Annotated in this window: 14 protein-coding genes; 10 read left to right on the forward strand and 4 right to left on the reverse strand. The window is 46.7% G+C overall.

All coding sequences use genetic code 11. The features are described from left to right. Window positions 1-13 precede the first annotated feature (13 nt). Together FXO21_RS12040 and FXO21_RS12045 are read right to left on the reverse strand one after the other, a co-directional pair. Window positions 14-1,825 carry an ABC transporter ATP-binding protein gene (locus FXO21_RS12040; protein WP_149640299.1) on the reverse strand — a complete coding sequence of 604 codons (1,812 nt, stop codon included), beginning with the start codon at window positions 1,823-1,825 and terminating at the stop codon, window positions 14-16. 121 nt (window positions 1,826-1,946) lie between these two features. Then, on the reverse strand, window positions 1,947-3,029 hold the full coding sequence (locus FXO21_RS12045; protein WP_149640300.1) for an acyltransferase family protein: 1,083 nt from the start codon (window positions 3,027-3,029) through the stop codon (window positions 1,947-1,949). A 246-nt stretch (window positions 3,030-3,275) separates the two neighbouring features. On the opposite strand from FXO21_RS12045, the gene FXO21_RS12050 reads away from it, so the two are divergent. The 5 genes from FXO21_RS12050 to FXO21_RS12070 all read left to right on the forward strand — a co-directional run bounded on the left by FXO21_RS12050 (window position 3,276) and on the right by FXO21_RS12070 (window position 7,291). Continuing rightward, a complete protein-coding gene (locus tag FXO21_RS12050; protein ID WP_149640301.1) occupies window positions 3,276-3,845 on the forward strand; it encodes an RNA polymerase sigma factor in 570 nt (189 codons plus the stop codon). After that, window positions 3,826-5,268, forward strand: a complete 1,443-nt coding sequence (locus tag FXO21_RS12055) for a porin family protein (protein WP_149640302.1) — start codon at window positions 3,826-3,828, stop codon at window positions 5,266-5,268. The genes FXO21_RS12050 and FXO21_RS12055 overlap by 20 nt, the downstream gene beginning before the upstream one ends. A 75-nt stretch (window positions 5,269-5,343) precedes the next feature. Beyond that, the gene (locus FXO21_RS12060; RefSeq protein WP_225865664.1) at window positions 5,344-5,817 is read left to right on the forward strand and encodes a QcrA and Rieske domain-containing protein; all 474 of its coding nucleotides are present in this window, start codon (window positions 5,344-5,346) and stop codon (window positions 5,815-5,817) included. Between the two features lie 13 nt (window positions 5,818-5,830). Next, window positions 5,831-6,724: a DUF5777 family beta-barrel protein gene (locus FXO21_RS12065; RefSeq protein ID WP_149640304.1), complete on the forward strand. Its 894-nt coding sequence runs from the start codon at window positions 5,831-5,833 to the stop codon at window positions 6,722-6,724. Window positions 6,725-6,730: 6 nt separating this feature from the next. Then, complete coding sequence (locus FXO21_RS12070) at window positions 6,731-7,291, forward strand: YceI family protein (protein WP_149640305.1); 561 nt, start codon at window positions 6,731-6,733, stop codon at window positions 7,289-7,291. Window positions 7,292-7,326: 35 nt separating this feature from the next. Here the strand turns inward: FXO21_RS12070 and FXO21_RS12075 are convergent, their stop codons facing one another. Continuing rightward, the gene (locus FXO21_RS12075; RefSeq protein WP_149640306.1) at window positions 7,327-10,692 is read right to left on the reverse strand and encodes a glycoside hydrolase family 2 TIM barrel-domain containing protein; all 3,366 of its coding nucleotides are present in this window, start codon (window positions 10,690-10,692) and stop codon (window positions 7,327-7,329) included. 169 nt (window positions 10,693-10,861) lie between these two features. Here FXO21_RS12075 and FXO21_RS12080 point away from each other — a divergent pair, with 169 nt between their 5' ends. Next, window positions 10,862-11,629, forward strand: a complete 768-nt coding sequence (locus FXO21_RS12080) for a type III pantothenate kinase (RefSeq protein WP_149640307.1) — start codon at window positions 10,862-10,864, stop codon at window positions 11,627-11,629. On the opposite strand, the gene FXO21_RS12085 is transcribed toward FXO21_RS12080, so the two are convergent. Next, window positions 11,626-12,075: a gamma-glutamylcyclotransferase family protein gene (locus FXO21_RS12085; protein WP_149640308.1), complete on the reverse strand. Its 450-nt coding sequence runs from the start codon at window positions 12,073-12,075 to the stop codon at window positions 11,626-11,628. The genes FXO21_RS12080 and FXO21_RS12085 overlap by 4 nt on opposite strands. A gap of 93 nt (window positions 12,076-12,168) precedes the next feature. Here FXO21_RS12085 and FXO21_RS12090 point away from each other — a divergent pair, with 93 nt between their 5' ends. From FXO21_RS12090 to FXO21_RS12105, 4 genes are all read left to right on the forward strand, one after another. Further along, the gene (locus tag FXO21_RS12090; RefSeq protein WP_149640309.1) at window positions 12,169-13,629 is read left to right on the forward strand and encodes a TonB-dependent receptor; all 1,461 of its coding nucleotides are present in this window, start codon (window positions 12,169-12,171) and stop codon (window positions 13,627-13,629) included. 125 nt (window positions 13,630-13,754) lie between these two features. Continuing rightward, window positions 13,755-15,077 carry an Nramp family divalent metal transporter gene (locus FXO21_RS12095; protein WP_149640310.1) on the forward strand — a complete coding sequence of 441 codons (1,323 nt, stop codon included), beginning with the start codon at window positions 13,755-13,757 and terminating at the stop codon, window positions 15,075-15,077. A gap of 133 nt (window positions 15,078-15,210) precedes the next feature. Then, window positions 15,211-16,518 carry a Gfo/Idh/MocA family oxidoreductase gene (locus FXO21_RS12100; protein WP_149640311.1) on the forward strand — a complete coding sequence of 436 codons (1,308 nt, stop codon included), beginning with the start codon at window positions 15,211-15,213 and terminating at the stop codon, window positions 16,516-16,518. Window positions 16,519-16,594: 76 nt separating this feature from the next. Further along, window positions 16,595-16,948: a DUF5618 family protein gene (locus FXO21_RS12105; RefSeq protein ID WP_149640312.1), complete on the forward strand. Its 354-nt coding sequence runs from the start codon at window positions 16,595-16,597 to the stop codon at window positions 16,946-16,948. The last annotated feature ends 7 nt before the right edge of the window (window positions 16,949-16,955 follow it).

The following is a 16,955-nucleotide window of genomic DNA, read 5'->3' on the forward strand; positions in this document are numbered from 1 at the left end:
TGGTGGGTTACGGTTAATGACTTTCGGCAGTTTCAAACTGCAATTTGATGAGATTGGCGTAGAGGCCGTTTTGAAGCAGCGATAGCTCCTGATGCGAGCCCGACTCGGCGATCTGACCTTCCCGGATCACGTAGATCATATCTACTTTCCGGATCGTGGCGAGCCTGTGCGCAATTACGATCGTAGTGCGGCCTTTCATGAGTTCGTCCAATGCGATTTGCACCAGTTTTTCTGATTCTGCATCCAGCGAACTGGTGGCTTCGTCCAGGATCAATATCTTCGGGTCCTTTAAAATGGCGCGCGCGATCGCAATGCGTTGCCGCTGTCCGCCTGAAAGTTTAATACCTCTCTCGCCGACAACCGTTTCAAATTTTTCGGGAAACGTTTCAATGAAGTCAAGCGCGTGCGCCCTTCTGGCTGCGTCGTAGATCTGTTCGCGGGAAGCGGTGGGTTTCCCGTAGGCGATATTTTCATAAATGGTACCGCCGAAAAGCATTACTTCCTGGGGGACGATCGCCATATTTTTCCTTAATTCAGAGAGGCCATACTCAGAAACGGGTTTCTCGTCGATTAGAATATTGCCTGACTGATGATCGTAAAACCGCATCAGCAGTTGAATAATCGTAGACTTTCCCGCACCGCTATAACCTACCAGCGCGATTTTCTCGCCAGCACGGATTTGGAACGAAATGCCTTTTAATACAGGTAAGTCGGGTCGTGAGGGATAGGAGAAATGTACATTGTCGTAAACGATTTGGCCACCGATAATACCCGGAACTGCCGACCGCGCTTCTTCGACGGATATTTCAGGCTCTTCTTCCAGAATTTCAAATATCCTTTCCGAAGCCCCGATGGTTTTGTTAACCTGCGCATACAAATCGCCCATTCCGCCGATCGACGCGCCGATGAATGTGGTATACAGGATAAATGTGAAGAGATCGGACAGTCCAAATTCGCCGGATTCCACCAAGCCAGCGCCGTACCAAACCACCCCGACAATCCCGCCAAACAATGCGAAAATGATAAACGAAGCAAAGCCGCCACGAAATGAGGCTGCGTGCAGTGAAAGATCGACTACGCGCCTGAGAATCGTATTATAACGCCCTACTTCCAGCGGTTCATTTGTAAATGCTTTAACCACATGAATAGATTGAAGTGTTTCCTCCACTACCACATTCGCTGCTGCAAGCTCATCCTGCGCCTTTTTGGCAAGTCGGCGCATATGTCGCCCGAAAAATACGGAGGCTACAACCAGCACCGGAAAAGTGGCGAGCATAAACAGCGTGAGTTTCCAGGATGTGTAAAAAAGGATGGCCATTCCGACAATCAGCGTTGCAAACTGGCGAAAGATCTCAGCCAGGGTAAATGACAATAACCCCTGCAATTGAGATACGTCGGATGTTATGCGGCTTGTGAGCTCGCCGACCCTGCGTTGCTCGAGGAAAGTAATAGGGAGTGTGATGATCTTGCTGAAAACATCCAGCCGGATATTGGTCATCGCCAGCTCGCTTACTTTGGTAAAAAGATATATCCTGAAATAGGAAAAAGCAGCCTGCCCGATCAGTACTACAAATAGAAAAACGGTAATCTGGTTGATGGTGTATTTCGATTTTCCTTCAATCACTTCGATCATACTTCCCACCAACTTCGGGAAGGCGAGTGAAGTGGCGGTAGAGAGTGCCAGAAATACAAGTCCAATGAAGAAAGTAACGCGGTAAGGGCGAAGATATCTAAAAAGACTAAGGGTGGTTTGGAGGCCTTTCCAGCTAATTTTCCTTACAGAAAAAGGGGATTGCACAGGATCAGCACTTTCATTTTTGGCCATTATTCATAAACATAGTGTATTGACAGCCGCGATCGGACTGTCCTGATACTTACGGTCTATCAGGCTGCAAAAATAGCTAAAAAATCAAGGGATACGATGCCGGTAGCATATTCTCGAAGTCTTAGTGAATAGCCAGATCGTTATCCTGCTGCCGGAATATGCTGCTGCTGCGGCTGTACCAGTTTCTGATAAGCTGGTAACAAGGTATTTCAATATAAGTTGTGATGAGTGTAGCAATGCATATACAGACAGAGATCGTAAAAATTATCGCGAAGTAAACATTGATACCCAGATCACCGGTCAGCTTGGCAATAATCTGAAGTCCTACATACTGGTGGATCAGGTACAGGCAGTAAGATATATTGCCAAGCATTAATAAAGGTTTGGCAACAAGAAAACCGAGCTTTCCGATAATAAAAAGAACAAAAATGATATGGAAGATGGTAATCACTACACAATGCTCGACAAAAGAAATATGGTATTGGGAAGTGCCGCCTTTGTCGTGAAGATAAAATGACGCGAGTATTGCCGGGATCAGTAATGCGCTGTTTCGATAGACATGCCGGCTGCGTTTAATCTGGTAAAAAAGTATCCCCGAGTAAAAGAGGGGGAAATGGTTTAGCAGCTGTACTTTTCTGGTAAGAAACTGATAGAGATCATGATATAATGGCCGCATTGCGTGGAAAGCAACAATCAGCAGAATGCAGCATACACCGATCTGTTCGATCGCATTAACCCGGTTAGACACAAATATGGCCAGGATCCAGGTGTAAAAGACAAGCTCAATCAGCAATGTCCAATATGAACCGTCCAGGTCTTCCACACCAAAATAGATAGAAGCCATCGTTGCATTGGCGAGGATACGTGTCGCGTCAACCGAATGAGGCTCCATCAGTACTGCAACAAAAGCAGTGATCAGCATGCAATACCAGAATGCCGGGTATAGCCTGGCAAAACGTTTGACTACAAAGTCCTGCCATTTCGTTATATTCCTGATAGATTGAAAAATCACGAAGCCGCTGATCATGAAGAAGATATCCACGGCGGTAACTCCATAGTTGAACTGCCATCCAAGCAACTTGGCGTTGTTGTTGATCGTGAAGTGGAACAGGACAATGCTGATGGCCGCAAGGCCTCTGAGCGCGTCCAATTCTTGATGCCGCTCGGCAATGCCTTGCGGTTCTTTAATGGGATAGGTGTACATAGGTGCTGCTCCACTGGGGAGTTAATTAAACGTTGAGGAATATCTTACACTGTTATATGAACTTACGGTGTTCTACGAAAATCATGAAAATTTCAACGTTTTACAATCAGTTCGGGTGAAATAATCCAGAATTTTAACAGACTAACTATAAGATTATTAAATAGTTATAAAATTTTTGCAATTTGTTATACGCTGGAAGCAACCGCCCTTCTGAAATTTCCGTAATGGGTATAAAAAGCAAATAGCATGCCCGGGTATGACTCCGCCGTTCTTCATGAACTACTCGCCGGCTGTTTAAAAAGAAACCGCCGTAGCCAGGAGCTGTTGTACAAACAGTTTTACGGCTATGCCATGAGCATCTGTTTACGCTATACACGCAGCCGGGAAGAGGCGAAGGAAATACTCAACGATGCGTTTTTAAAGGTTTTTACGAAGCTCGAAAGTTTTGATACGGACCGTTCATTCAAGACCTGGCTGAGCAGGGTAATTATCAACACGGCGCTGGACCACTACAGGCACGAGGTCCGGAGGGATGTTTTTGAAAATGTGGAAATTGCGGAAAATGTGTCCGTAGATGAAACAGTTATCAGCAAACTTTCTCATGAAGAGCTGATGGGTTTGATACATAAACTTACACCCGCTTACCGCATTGTTTTTAGTTTATCGGTTATTGACGGCTATACACACGAAGAAATTGCAGAACAGCTGAATATTTCGGTTGGAGCGTCAAAGTCGAATTTGTCGCGTGCAAGGGAAAAATTGAGAGAAATGTTATCCAAAATCAATATTGACGATTATGACAGAGTTGCCAGATGACGAACTGGACAAGCTCTTCAAAAAGTCATCAGAAGAGCTTGATCCTCCCTATGATCCGGATGATTGGAACAAACTGAAAAGACGTCTCGACGAACAGGACGGCACGGCGGGCGGCGCGTGGCTAAAAAAATGGTGGCCGCTGGGACTGTTGCTGCTGTTGATTTTTACGGGCGTGGCTGTTTATCTGGGGAAAGATAAAAAAGACGCAAAAAGTTACGTAGCACTGCGGAGAGAAAACGAATTGAAACGGTCTGCAGCCAGCGCAAAGCCCGCATTACCGGTAACCTCGGAAGGAGAGGCAAAGGACAGTCGGGGTTTGAATCGTAGTTCACCAGATAACGATCAGACAAAAACGAAAAGCGAGACAAGGAACTTTGAAACCGGTAAAACAGACGCGAAAAACTCAGCAATTTCTAAAAGAGAAGGCAGTAGAGCAATCGCGAGCGTTGAGAAGACAGCTAGTAAACCTTTTCCAAAATCAGAATCGAAAGCTGCTGATACAAACAGCAGACCATTATTGCCCCGGAGCCGATCTAAGGCAGGCGGAGTGTACTTAGAGCCTAACCGCTCCAAGGGGGAAGGGGGCGACGGGGCTCTTATTTTACCTGCAAATGAGCAGGCCATTTCGACAAGTGCAGGCAGCGGCTTAAAAGGTGCGGAAAAAGTTTTTGCTCAGGAAGAACATGTAGCGGAGCGAACATTCGTGTCAGCTGCAATGCTTCAGAATCGTCCTTTGAGCTGGAACAATGCAGGAGTAATGCCCAAAATTGATTTTGAAAAACCGGATATAGAACCCGAACCGCTACCGCAAAAAGAGGAAGTACAGCAGGCTAAATGGGCTGTGCGATTTGGTTATTCACCCGATCTTAGCACAGTAGGGTTGAAAAATTTCACCAAACCCGGGGCTGCGGTTGCTTTGCTGGCTGAGTTATCAGTATCGCCCCGACTGTTTGTGCAGACTGGCGCGGTGTGGAGCAGGAAAGATTACTTCGCAGAGGCAGGTAGTTACATACTGAACCCTAAATGGGGCTATTACACCAAACCGGAAAGTGTCGACGGAATCTGTAAAGTGCTTGAAATTCCGCTGAACCTGAGATATGATATTATTTCAGGGCAAAAATCACGGTTTTTCATTGGCTCAGGTGCATCCTCTTATTATATGCTGAACGAGAAATACAAATACAACTATAAGAACCCGGACGATCCGCATATCAAATACCCGAGCTGGAAAGGATCAACAGGCTGGTATTTCCTGAGCCACCTGAATGCATCCGTCGGCTATGAATACCGGCTTTCCAACAAGCTTTCATTAATGGGAGAACCTTATGCAAGGATCCCGCTCAAAAGAGTAGGCTACGGCAAAGTGAACCTGGTCACAATGGGCTTCTGGCTTTCCCTGCGCTATACGCCTGCTTTCCGGTAGATCACGCATTGCCGATAATAAATCATAACTGCTAATTTTTAACCATTCACCATGGAGACTAACAACCAAGAAAAAATGAAAAGAGGGGAGTTCCTGAGAAGTCTGGGACTGAGTACCTCCACTTTAATGGCATTTTATTGCATTGGCACCACCATGACCGCCTGCGGGTCCAGCGAGAATGAACCCGAGCCGGTTGATCCGGGCGGCGGTGGAAATGGTATTTCGGGCACGACAACGGGAAATTCCATCAACTTCACAGTGGATCTGACCAAGGTAACAAAGTTGAAAACTGTCGGCGGTTTTGAGATAATCGGTGACACCATCGTGGCGCTGGCGAGTGGCGGCGGTTATGTTGCTTTGGCGAGAAGATGTACCCACGAAGGTTTCAATATCCAGTACCGCCTTACTCAAAACGATTTTCAATGCCCCAATCACCTTTCTGAATTTTCAACCACCGGCGCGGTGGAGCAGGGTCCGGCGACTGCTGCATTGAAAGCCTTCAAAACCGCGCTGTCGGCCGACGGCAACACGCTGACAGTAACCGCATAAACGACTGATTTCTATGAAATGCCTCCGCTTTTTATTGCTAATGGTTTGTTCAACAAGCCTTTATGCGCAGGACGATTTGCTGAGTGAGCTTTCCAAACAGGACAGTGCACAAAAAATACCTGTGAGTGCTACTTTCAAATCCACGCGTGTCGTCAACGGACATTCTGTCGAAACAATGAAAAAAAAGCACCTTGATTTCCGGATATCCCACCGTTTCGGAAGATTGAATTCGGGCGCCTACCAGTTTTTCGGGCTCGACCAGGCGACAATGCGAATGGGTTTTGAATATGGTATCACCGACGATCTGATGGTGGGCGTAGGCAGGAGCACTTCTCAGAAGGTCTACGATTTTTTTGGTAAATATAAATTGCTCAGGCAAAGCACCGGCGCCAGGTCAATTCCCGTTTCGGTGACACTTTTTGGAGGAACGGGCGTTGCCACAGTTAATAAAGAGCTCGAATTTCAGGATAAAATATATTACTCTGCCCAGGTGCTGGTAGCACGTAAGTTTGGCGAGCGGCTCTCCTTGCAACTTTCACCGACCTACCTTTTCCGCAACCGGCCGGAGGTTTTGGGAGATGAAAAATTGCTGCTGGCGATCGGGATCGGTGGCCGGTTCAAACTTTCGAAACGCGTTTCCCTCAACGGCGAATACTTTTATACGGCAAGAGAAAAAAATACGGTAACAGCTCCTTACTACGATTCAATGTCTTTCGGGGTTGATATTGAAACCGGCGGGCACGTGTTTCAGCTACATTTTACCAATTCTCTTGGGATGATTGAGAAGCAATTTATCGGTGAAACGGCAGGTACATGGGGGAAAGGGGATATTCATTACGGCTTCAATATTTCCCGGACTTTCAGTTTTGATAAAAAGAACAGAAGGCCGAAATCAACTGAACAGTAACAGACTATGAAACTACATTTTGTTCGCGTGGCGCTGGTCGCCGTGCTAGCTATTTCTTGGCCTGTCGAAGAGCTGATTGCGCAGGGAAGTAAATTTTCGACAAGCGCTGGTAACACCAAATTTTCGTCAGAAACTCCCCTGGAAAATATCAACGCGGAGAATAAAAAGTCGCAGGCGATTTTGAATACGGCGAACGGAGAAATGGCTATCCGGATGAATATGAGGGACTTTGTTTTTCCAAATAAGCTGATGCAGGAGCATTTCAATGAAAACTATATAGAATCGGACAAATATCCGACAGCCACATTCAGTGGGAAAATCGATAATGTGCCCGATTTTTCCAAAGACGGGCAATATGATGTGGCAGCTATCGGAAAGTTCACGGTTCACGGTGTTACAAAAGAGCGTAAACTGAAAGGCAAGCTGAAAGTGGAAGGTGATAAAATTACGATTACTTCAAATTTCGAAGTGCCGCTGACGGATCACAAGATCGAAATTCCGCAGGTAGTCTTTGTCAAAATCGCGCAGGTTATCCAGGTAAAAGCGGAATATGTTTTGAGGCGTTAATCCTGGAGAGTCTTTAAAACTTGCCAGGATTAACGCTAACGCCGCCGCCTGCGGCGCGTATATTTTTTCTTCGCCGGCGCCTTCCTGACAACCGGCTTGCGGACTGGCGCGGCAATAACCTCTTCCTCCTCTTCCATGTCAGCCTCAATAATGCTATCCTCAGTTTGCGAAGCAGTAGTGCTATTTCCGGTTGATTTTCTGATATAGGGTAGCTGCGAACTTAGTATCTGCTCTATGTTCGAAGTGTTGTCGATCGCTCTCAGTCTGAAACTGTAAGAATAGGTCCTGGCTGGAAGAAGGTATGCCTCATGCACCCGCGGCGACCAGCTGTCGTCTCCGCCTAGACCGATTTGGGCCAGATCGATATTGACTACTGTCGCGCCGCGCACGAGCGTTGCACCGCGCTTTTTGGCTGCGAGCAGATCTTTGTCCGTATAGTCACGTACGTTAAAATTAAATACCGAATCGCTGGCTGCCAGAATTCCTGTTCCATCCGCATTCACAACAGTTGCCCAGCGAACGTCCGTCTTGTTTCCATTCTCCTGTGGCGTGATATAGGAGAAGTGCTGATCAGCGACTGTCCCCGCATAAATACCGATCTTTCCGCTCGTTTTCCGGTCGGCATAAGTTTCGTGCGGGCCGTTTCCGTACCATTGTGTTTTGGTAAAAGTAGCCGGCATTTGAAACTGCATACCTACTTTGGCAAGCGGCGGCCATTCACCGGAAGGCGTGAATGTATTTTGGACATAAATATCTCCCGAAGAATAAACCATATACTCCGACAGAACAGCCATTTCGCCTTTCAGGCTTTTCAAGGTCTGCGATAATGTTACCCTGTAAACCTGGGCAGTTAATCGCTGTGTTTTGATATCGGATGAAGTAATTTCAAGCGTATCCAGTCCGGCTGCACGCCAGCGCGAGGCGTAGCTTTCTGCTCCCCCGCCCTCGTCGTTGTCGGTAGGAACGCGCCAGAAATTTGGGTGCGCGCCAATTTCCATCATTTCTTCTTTTTTGTTTTTAAAAGAAATGATCCTTCCTGCGGTTTTATCAAAAGTGGCCGAAAAATCGTCGCCGCTGATCTGAACGCGGCCCGCAGCCAATTGGACAACCCGGAGCGGTTTGGTATTGTACAGACTGAGATTCGGCAAAGTCTGAGCAGGCTTCACAACCGGAACCTGATGCCAGGCAACTTCATGTCCTTTTGGCGCCCAGGCTGTTGCTTCTTTTAACCTTACACTGAGATTAAGAAAATATTCCACATTTGGTTTCTGATTGGCGGGAAGCTCGTACGGAATATTCAGTTGTTGTTTTTGTCCAGCTGCAATAGCCAGGTTTGAAATCGTACCGCCTTTACCAACCGGTCTTCCATTTTCCTGCAAAGCCCATATTAGTTCAAAGCCGTTTAAAGATTGGAAATCAAACTTGTTCAATATGGTGATTTGGTTCTGGCCGGGGCGCAGCGTGTCGGGCAGCTCGAATTTAATATACTGATATACTTTTTTGACCTCATTCAATTCGGGCTGAGGGGTTCTGTCCGGGTTCACCAGCCCATCACCGGCATTCGCGCCGTCGATGTAATTGAAATAATCCCAGTAAGTAGTTCCGTCAGCTCTTTTTAATTGTAAGCCCTGATCAACCCAATCCCAGATAAAACCGCCCTGCATGGTCGGCGATTTTTCTATGACCTTCCAGTATTCCTTCAAATTTCCGATGCTGTTGCCCATTCCGTGGGCATATTCGCAGACGATCAGCGGCCGCGTTTTATCCTTTTTAACAAGCTCGGTCATATCCTGGGTCGAGGGATACATGACCGAAATAATATCGAAATTGCTTAATGCAGTCGGTTTGTAATCTTTGCGTCCTTCATAATGGATTGGTCGCGACGGGTCGGCGAGGCGGATAAAATCTGCCATTGCAGTAAAATTCTGGCCCATCCCCGATTCATTCCCAAGGGACCAGATAATGACCGAAGGATGATTTTTATCCCGCTCCACCATCGCATTTCCACGTGCGATAAATGCCGCTTTCCACTGCGGGTTATCTGCAAGTATGATGTTCTGCCGCCACAGTTCATGACTTTCAATATTGGCTTCGTCCATCACATACAGCCCGTATTGATCGCAGAGATCGTACCATTCCGAGTTATTGGGGTAATGTGACGTTCTGACTGCATTGATATTGTGCTGCTTCATCAGCGTGATGTCCCTGATCATGGATTCCCGGCTGATTACCCGGCCAGTTTCCGGGTCAAATTCGTGCCTGTTGACGCCCTTAATCGTGATCGGTTTTCCGTTAACCAGCAATTGTCCGCCTTTGATTTTCACATCCCGGAACCCAACTTTCTGACTGGTACTTTCCAATACTTTTCCATCCGAATTCATCAATTGGATAGTCAGCGTGTATAAATAAGGCGTTTCTGCGTTCCATTTGATCGGGGCTGTGATCGGTACATCTACTCTGACCGCGCCTTCCTTGCCGGTTTCCAATGCATTCACCATCTGGCTTACCGGCGTAGTAACGACCGCCTTATTAGCATCGTAAAGTGTGAATAGAACCTGATGCGCGTGAATGGTCTGCGGACTGTAGTTTTTCACGTAAGCACTTAATTTCAGTGTAGCGTTTTCGTGATTTTGGTCTAAAATAGTCCTGACCGTATAATCGGTGAGTATTACCTTCGGCAAAATAAGCAGGTTCACATCGCGGAAAATTCCGGCTAATCTCCAGTAATCCTGGTCTTCCAGGTAACTTCCATCAGACCAGTTGATTACCTCAACCGCCAAATGATTAAGTCCGGGCCTGATATCTTCGGTCACATCAAATTCAAACGGCGTCATTCCGTCTTCGTGATAACCGATTGCGACACCGTTCAGCCAAACATAACAGGCGGACTGTACGCCCGCAAAGTGCAGGAATATCTGTTTTTCCTTGCTTTCCGGGCTCACATTGAAGGTAGTTCTGTACATACCCACCGCATTGGTGTCGGCAGTGATCCGGGGCGGCGTGGCTTTGAACGGATGTTTGATATTGGAGAAGATCGGGCGGTCATACTGGCGACCTTCTCTGGCCCCGAATACCTGCCAGTTGGAAGGGACAGGGATCGTTTCCCAGGCTGCGTCGGATATATTGGGATCGTAAAAATTAAGTTGTGCTTTTGAGGGATGCGAGGCCCATTTGAATTTCCAATTACCGTTCAGCGACTGCATCAATGCTGCTTTTCTGTCGCCCGCCAGCGCGGCCTTTTCAGTTGGGTATGGTGTAAAATCTGCATGAGGCCGCTCGGTGTTGATGCTGATCACCTGCGGGTCCTGCCACTCGGGAATTGCCTGAGAATAGACACATAATGAATTCAAAGCGAGTGTAATGCAGAGCAGGATATTTGCGAGACGGGTATTGAAAAACATATTTTTCGTGTTAAGAAATAGTTGTCCGCCGGGCAGAAAGTGCGTTTTGGCAAACCATTTTTTTTGATAAAATTATAGATTATCAAAAAGAAACAGATGTTAAAGTGGGGAATGATCAGGTTTTATTTGAATAATGTTTTTATTTGCCGCCGTACGTAAATGATTTGCTATGCTGTTGGCGGTTGATGTCGGAAATACCGATACGGTCTTCGGACTTTACCAATTTGGGTACTGGGAGCATTTGTGGCGCATGCGGTCGCTTCCTCAGGAAAGTGAATCGCATTACGAATCGAAACTGCGCCTGCATTTTCTGGAAGCCTCGCTCTGGTTTGGGGACGTAGAAACGGTTGTCCTCAGCAGTGTGGTACCGGCATTAACGCCGACGATTTTGAAAATGCTGCGTGGACTTTTTGGAGAAGATATCATCGTAGTCGGCCCGGATATTTACCCGGATCTTGCAATACAGATAGACCATCCGCATGAAATCGGCGCAGATCTGATCGCCAACGCAGTGGCTGTCATGTCGCGCTACAAAGAAAATTGTGTAGTCGTAGATTTCGGCACCGCGCTCACTTTTACGACCGTTTCAAAAGACAATAAAATACTGGGCGTAGCGATTTTGCCGGGTTTGCTGACAGCAGTAAAAGCATTGTTTGCCAATACTGCCCAGCTTCCCGAGGTCCCGCTCGTGCTCCCTTCTACCGCAATCGGGAAAAACACGACGGAGGCTATTCAGGCTGGTATATTGCTGGGTTATGAGGGGCTTGTCAAATCACTTTTGCAACGGATCCGGGCCGAGCTTGGTGGAGATTGCATCGCGGTAGCAACAGGCGGATTGTCCTCCATTATCGATACGCTCCGCGATGAATTTGTCGAAATTGATAATAAGTTAACATTGGACGGGCTGCGGGTTATCGGAGAGAAAGTCAGGAGCTAGTTTGCAAAAATCCCTGATTCGATAAGCCCCAAATCCTGCACCGGCTGATTAAATAAATAGGTCCAGCAAGGCATTGTCGATTCGTTTTCGATAAAAATGGGAATCTCCCGCCGAATATACAGACTGGCAGCTTCGTCTTCGAGTACCTCTTCATATTCGTCCAACTCCCGTAATAGCTCAGGATCCTGTATTTGGAAGATATCCCCGTACACTTTGCCCGCGCTTCCCGGCTCGTAAACGGCGCCGGGATACCAGTCGATTTTATAGAGCTTTCCGTGAAAAAATCCTTTGCCTACGTAGCTTGCATTTGCGTGTAGCTTCTGCGCAAAAGGGTTGTCAAATCCTCTTTTTAATGTTCCGTATGTAAAAAGCCTGGTCAACTCGGAAGAAGGTTTGTGGGTATTAAAATCGTCGGCATTTAGCAATAATTTATAGAACTTTTCCATTCTGATTATATATCCGAATGAAACCTACTTACATAATAAGTGTATTTTTTTTATATTTACATGTAAGGCCGTTCATCTAATTAAATTAAAGTTATGTACGAAAAAAATCTTGGTACAAAACAAAAGGCGCTCAGAATCAATTTGGACCGCCGGATTTATGGCTCATTTGCAGAGATCGGGGCAGGACAGGAAACAGCAGCTTATTTTTTCAAAGCAGGAGGCGCATCGGGAACAGTCGCCAAAACAATGTCAGCTTATGATATGACTTTCAGCGACGCGATTTATGGGACAGAGGAGGGAGGAAGGTATGTGGTCGAATCGCGGCTGATGAAGATGCTCAATCGGGAATACAATCTGGTGGAGAAGCGGCTTTCTGAAAAGCGTGGCACGGAAAGTCAGTTTTTTGCATTTGCCAATACCGTAGTAGCCCTCAACTTTCAGAAAACCAACGAATCGCACGGGTGGATCGGACTTCAGTTTCAGCTTACGCCGATGGGCCCGACCAACTATGTGGTCATTCACGTCCGCATGCGCGACGATGAAAATATACTTCAGCAGCAGGCTTTGGGGATTATCGGGGTAAACCTGATGTATGGTTGCTTTTTTTACTATAAGTCGCCCGAAACGCTATTGTTGTCTCTCATGGACGATCTGACGACCGATCGGATTGAGATTGATATGGTGCGGTTCAGCGGGCCGGATTTTGCAAAAGTAGATAATCGGTTGATGAGTTTGCGGCTGGTGAAAAACGGTTTTACCGATGCCGCTTTATTCGGCAGTGACGGTGGCGTTTTACAACCTTCGGAAGCCTTATACAAAAAGCATATCCTGATGATGCGCGGCCGCCTAAGGCCCATTACCAATGTGCATGTGGACCTGATCAGCAACGGGCAAAAGCAATTTCTGGCGGAGCCAGACGTAGACGAATCCAAAGTAGTGCTAATCTCGGAGCTGACGCTGCATAATCTGAAAGCCGGCGATCGGGATATTGACGAAAAGGATTTTCTCGACCGGGTGGACATTCTTTGTTCGCTGGGGCATATGGTAATGATCTCGAACCACCATGAATACTATCGCCTTGTCGCTTATCTCTCGCGGCTGACCAAACTGAAAGCGGGATTATTGCTGGGTAGTCCGAGCCTGCAGGATATTTTTGAAGAAAAGCATTATGAATTTCTTCCGGGTGGTATTCTTGAATCCTTCGCGACGCTTTTCAGCAGGAAGGTGAAGCTGTTTATATACCCCACATTACAGCCTGACGGTTCGGTTTATAGCTGCGCCAATTTTGTGGTGCCTGCTCACTTGCAGCCTCTTTTTCAGTATCTTACTATTAATGATAAGATAGAGGATATCAGGAATTTTAATAAGGAACATATGCATATTACGACTGATAGTGTTCTTGAAAAAATAAAACGGGGAGAGCCCGGCTGGGAAAAACTGGTACCTGAGAATGTAGCGAAGATTATTAAAGAAAAATCGCTTTTCGGATTGCCCAGCGAAGACAATTATGTCGATACTGTGAAACAGATTCATCAGGCTGTTGGGAATCTTTAACCTTTTTTTGCCACGAATACACGAATGGAGCACTAATGTATTCGTGTTCCATTCGTGTATTCGTGGCAAAAGACTTAGAGTATCCTAAATCAAAATCAGGCTTTTGGCAATAAACCATTTTATTAATGGCCCAAATCCTGACTCCCCCTTCTACTTTGTTTGGCCGGCTTCGATACCTCGGACCCGGCTTTATTCTGTCCGCGGCCATCGTCGGTTCCGGCGAGTTGATCGCCACGACTGCACTAGGCGCCAAAGCGGGCTTCGTGATGTTCTGGATTATTATCCTGAGTTGTTTGGTAAAAGTGGCATTACAGCTTGAATTCGGCAAAAATGCGATTTACACCGGCACATTTGTCATGCATAATTTCAATCAGCTGCCGGGGCTGAAACTGCGAAAAACACATTGGAGTATCTGGCTGTGGCTGTCGCTTCAGGGGTTGAAGTTATTGCAGGTGGGCGGCATAGTAGGAGGGGTGGCGATTGTATTGAATATGGCCTGGCCTGGCATTTCCGTCAATCTTTGGGCAGTGATTTCCGTTCTTGTTACGTCGCTTTTGGTTTACAGAGGCAATTATGGTCCCGTCGAAAAAGGTTCTCTGGTGATGATCATGCTTTTCACCGGGGTTATTTTAATTTCTCTGTTCCTGCTTCAGGGGACACAATATGCGATTCATTGGCCGCAGATTAAAACAGGTCTCGAATTTTCACTTCCCGCAGGAATGGTCGCCGTTGCATTTGGCGCTTTTGGAATCACAGGAGTCGGAGGGGATGAGATCATGTACTACAATTACTGGTGCATCGAGAAGGGTTATGCCGCCTACACAGGGCCGAATGACGGCACGAGCGAATGGGCCGGCCGGGCCAAAGGCTGGTTCAGGGTGATGTACCTGGACGCTGTGCTCTCGATGATTGTATATACTGTGGTTACAGCAGCATTCTATTTGCTGGGCGCAGCGGTGCTGCATAGCGGCGGGGTCGTGCCGGAAGGATATGATATGATTGAAGTTCTTTCCAGGATTTTTACAGAAACGCTGGGTCCCTGGGCCAAGAATTTGTTCCTGGTCGGTGCTTTTTTTGTCTTGTACTCCACTCTTTTTACCGCCACCGCGAGCTGGGCGAGGGTCTGGGGAGATGCATTTGGCGTGATCGGCTGGATGAAGTTTGACTCAGCCGAAAATCAGCGTAAAACCATTGGCATTCTGTCCTGGATATTGCCTTTGGCGTGGTGTGTACTGTTTTTGTTCTTTCAGGCGCCGGTTATGATGGTGATCCTCGGCGGTATCGCCACCTCTATATTGCTTCTTTTGATCGTGTATGTATCGCTGGTATTCCGCTTTAGGGAATTGCCGGAAGCATTAAAGCCTTCACTGATATACGACATCTTTTTCTGGATCAGTGTGGTTTCCATATTAACTGTCAGCGGCTATGGGGTATTTAAAATTTTGTAAATCCGGTAGTATTAAAATGCGAAACGCTAGTATTTTTTTAAAGTGTGCTAACGGGTAAGGTGCCTGAAAGTTCGTCTAACCCTTTGCGGGTAAATTGGTTACGCATTTAGAGGGAAATCTTAAACTTTTGCATATGGAAAAACTGAACGAAGTTTCAAGAAGGGATTTTATTAAAAATTCAACCGGCGCTGCCGTCGCATTAACTATCCCATACATTATTCCGGCGAATGCATTCGGCGCGAATGACAGGGTACGCGTGGCGGTGCTGGGCGTAAATGGCCGTGGTAAGGATCATATCAAAGGTTTCAATAACCTCCCCAATGTAGAAGTAGCGACATTCTGTGACCCGGATAACAATGTGCTCCAGTTACGAGCAAAGGAATTTGAAGAAAAGACAGGTAAAAAAGTTAAGACTGAAAACGATCTGAGGAAGGTTTTTGAAGACAAAACGATCGACGTAGTAAGCATTGCGACGCCTAATCACTGGCATGCCTTGGCAGCGATCTGGGCTTGTCAGGCCGGGAAAGATGTATATGTTGAAAAACCCGGATCGCACAACCTCCACGAGGGGCGTAAGCTTGTTGAGGCGGCGCATAAATATAAGCGGGTAGTGCAGCACGGCGTGCAGTTGAGGAGTTCTGCTGCATTACAAGAGGCTGTGAAGCATTTACGTGACGGATTAATCGGAAATGTATATATGGCACGCGGCCTGGTATATAAATGGCGGCCGGATATCGGCGACAAAGGCACAGAGCCAGTCCCGGCAGGTCTGAACTACGACTTGTGGACCGGCCCGGCAGAAATGAAGCCGTTCTCTAAAAATTACGTGCATTACGATTGGCACTGGCACTGGAACTATGGAAACGGCGACATCGGCAACCAGGGAATCCACGAAACTGACATGTGTATGTGGGGGTTGGGGGTAGACAGTTTCCCTGAGAAAATCACTTCTTCAGGAGGCAAATTTTTGTGGAACGACGCGAAGGAAACACCGGAGCTGCTGAGCTCCTCATTTATCTATCCGAAGGAAAAAAAGATCATCGAATTCGAAGTACGTCCCTGGATGACGAATGACGAGGGCGGGGCTGGTATTGGTAATATATTTTATGGTTCCGAGGGGTATATGGTAGTCAAAGGCTATGATTACTACGAGACGTTTTTAGGTAAAGAAAAAAAGGCGGGGCCTACCCGCAAAGCAGGCGGGGATCACTATAAAAACTTCATCGATGCAGTAGTCGCCAAAGATCCGAAGCTGCTGAACGGCCCGGTTGAAACGGCGCATTTATCATCCGGCCTTGCCCATTTAGGCAACATTGCCTACCGCACTGGCCGGGCGCTGACATTCGATCCTAAGACCGAAAAGTTTATAGGCGACGAGGAAGCGAACAAAATGCTGACAAGGAAATACCGTGCGCCCTATTCGCTGCCGGAGGTGGTTTGAAATATACCTTCTAAGAGTCCGAGCTAACATCGGGCTCTTTTATTATCTTGATTACTGTTTCAAATCAGTAACATAAATGAGCACACACATTATTACTTATCCCGAGATCAACGGGTATCTAGCCAATGCGAAAGAAATCCTTGGTTCAAAAGCTCAAAAAGATGGGAATGAATACAGGGATATCAAGTATGTTCAAATGGCGGCAGGTACAGCTTACAGTGCAACCTTGATGATTGTCGATGAATATCTCCGGAGTAGAGAAGGTGACAAGTTTGCCAAGCCGAAGCGTATTGAAGATTACAGGAGTAGGTTGAGAAAATACAATAAAACGCTGCTATCGTACCTGAACGAAGCATACGATACTACCATAACTTACCTCATGTTCATAAAAAAACCTGAGAGGATATATCTCAGGTTTTTTTATGACTAAAAATTTG

This window comes from Dyadobacter sp. UC 10, from assembly GCF_008369915.1.
Taxonomy (GTDB): domain Bacteria; phylum Bacteroidota; class Bacteroidia; order Cytophagales; family Spirosomataceae; genus Dyadobacter.

Coding starts and splice junctions, on each gene's coding strand:
- FXO21_RS12085 (WP_149640308.1), bottom strand. CDS start 12,075: ATGGAAAAGTTCTATAAATTATTGCTAAATGCCGACGATTTTAATACC.
- FXO21_RS12065 (WP_149640304.1), top strand. CDS start 5,831: ATGAAATGCCTCCGCTTTTTATTGCTAATGGTTTGTTCAACAAGCCTT.
- FXO21_RS12075 (WP_149640306.1), bottom strand. CDS start 10,692: ATGTTTTTCAATACCCGTCTCGCAAATATCCTGCTCTGCATTACACTC.
- FXO21_RS12040 (WP_149640299.1), bottom strand. CDS start 1,825: ATGGCCAAAAATGAAAGTGCTGATCCTGTGCAATCCCCTTTTTCTGTA.
- FXO21_RS12090 (WP_149640309.1), top strand. CDS start 12,169: ATGTACGAAAAAAATCTTGGTACAAAACAAAAGGCGCTCAGAATCAAT.
- FXO21_RS12100 (WP_149640311.1), top strand. CDS start 15,211: ATGGAAAAACTGAACGAAGTTTCAAGAAGGGATTTTATTAAAAATTCA.
- FXO21_RS12060 (WP_225865664.1), top strand. CDS start 5,344: ATGAAAAGAGGGGAGTTCCTGAGAAGTCTGGGACTGAGTACCTCCACT.
- FXO21_RS12095 (WP_149640310.1), top strand. CDS start 13,755: ATGGCCCAAATCCTGACTCCCCCTTCTACTTTGTTTGGCCGGCTTCGA.
- FXO21_RS12080 (WP_149640307.1), top strand. CDS start 10,862: ATGCTGTTGGCGGTTGATGTCGGAAATACCGATACGGTCTTCGGACTT.
- FXO21_RS12045 (WP_149640300.1), bottom strand. CDS start 3,029: ATGTACACCTATCCCATTAAAGAACCGCAAGGCATTGCCGAGCGGCAT.
- FXO21_RS12105 (WP_149640312.1), top strand. CDS start 16,595: ATGAGCACACACATTATTACTTATCCCGAGATCAACGGGTATCTAGCC.
- FXO21_RS12050 (WP_149640301.1), top strand. CDS start 3,276: ATGCCCGGGTATGACTCCGCCGTTCTTCATGAACTACTCGCCGGCTGT.
- FXO21_RS12070 (WP_149640305.1), top strand. CDS start 6,731: ATGAAACTACATTTTGTTCGCGTGGCGCTGGTCGCCGTGCTAGCTATT.
- FXO21_RS12055 (WP_149640302.1), top strand. CDS start 3,826: ATGACAGAGTTGCCAGATGACGAACTGGACAAGCTCTTCAAAAAGTCA.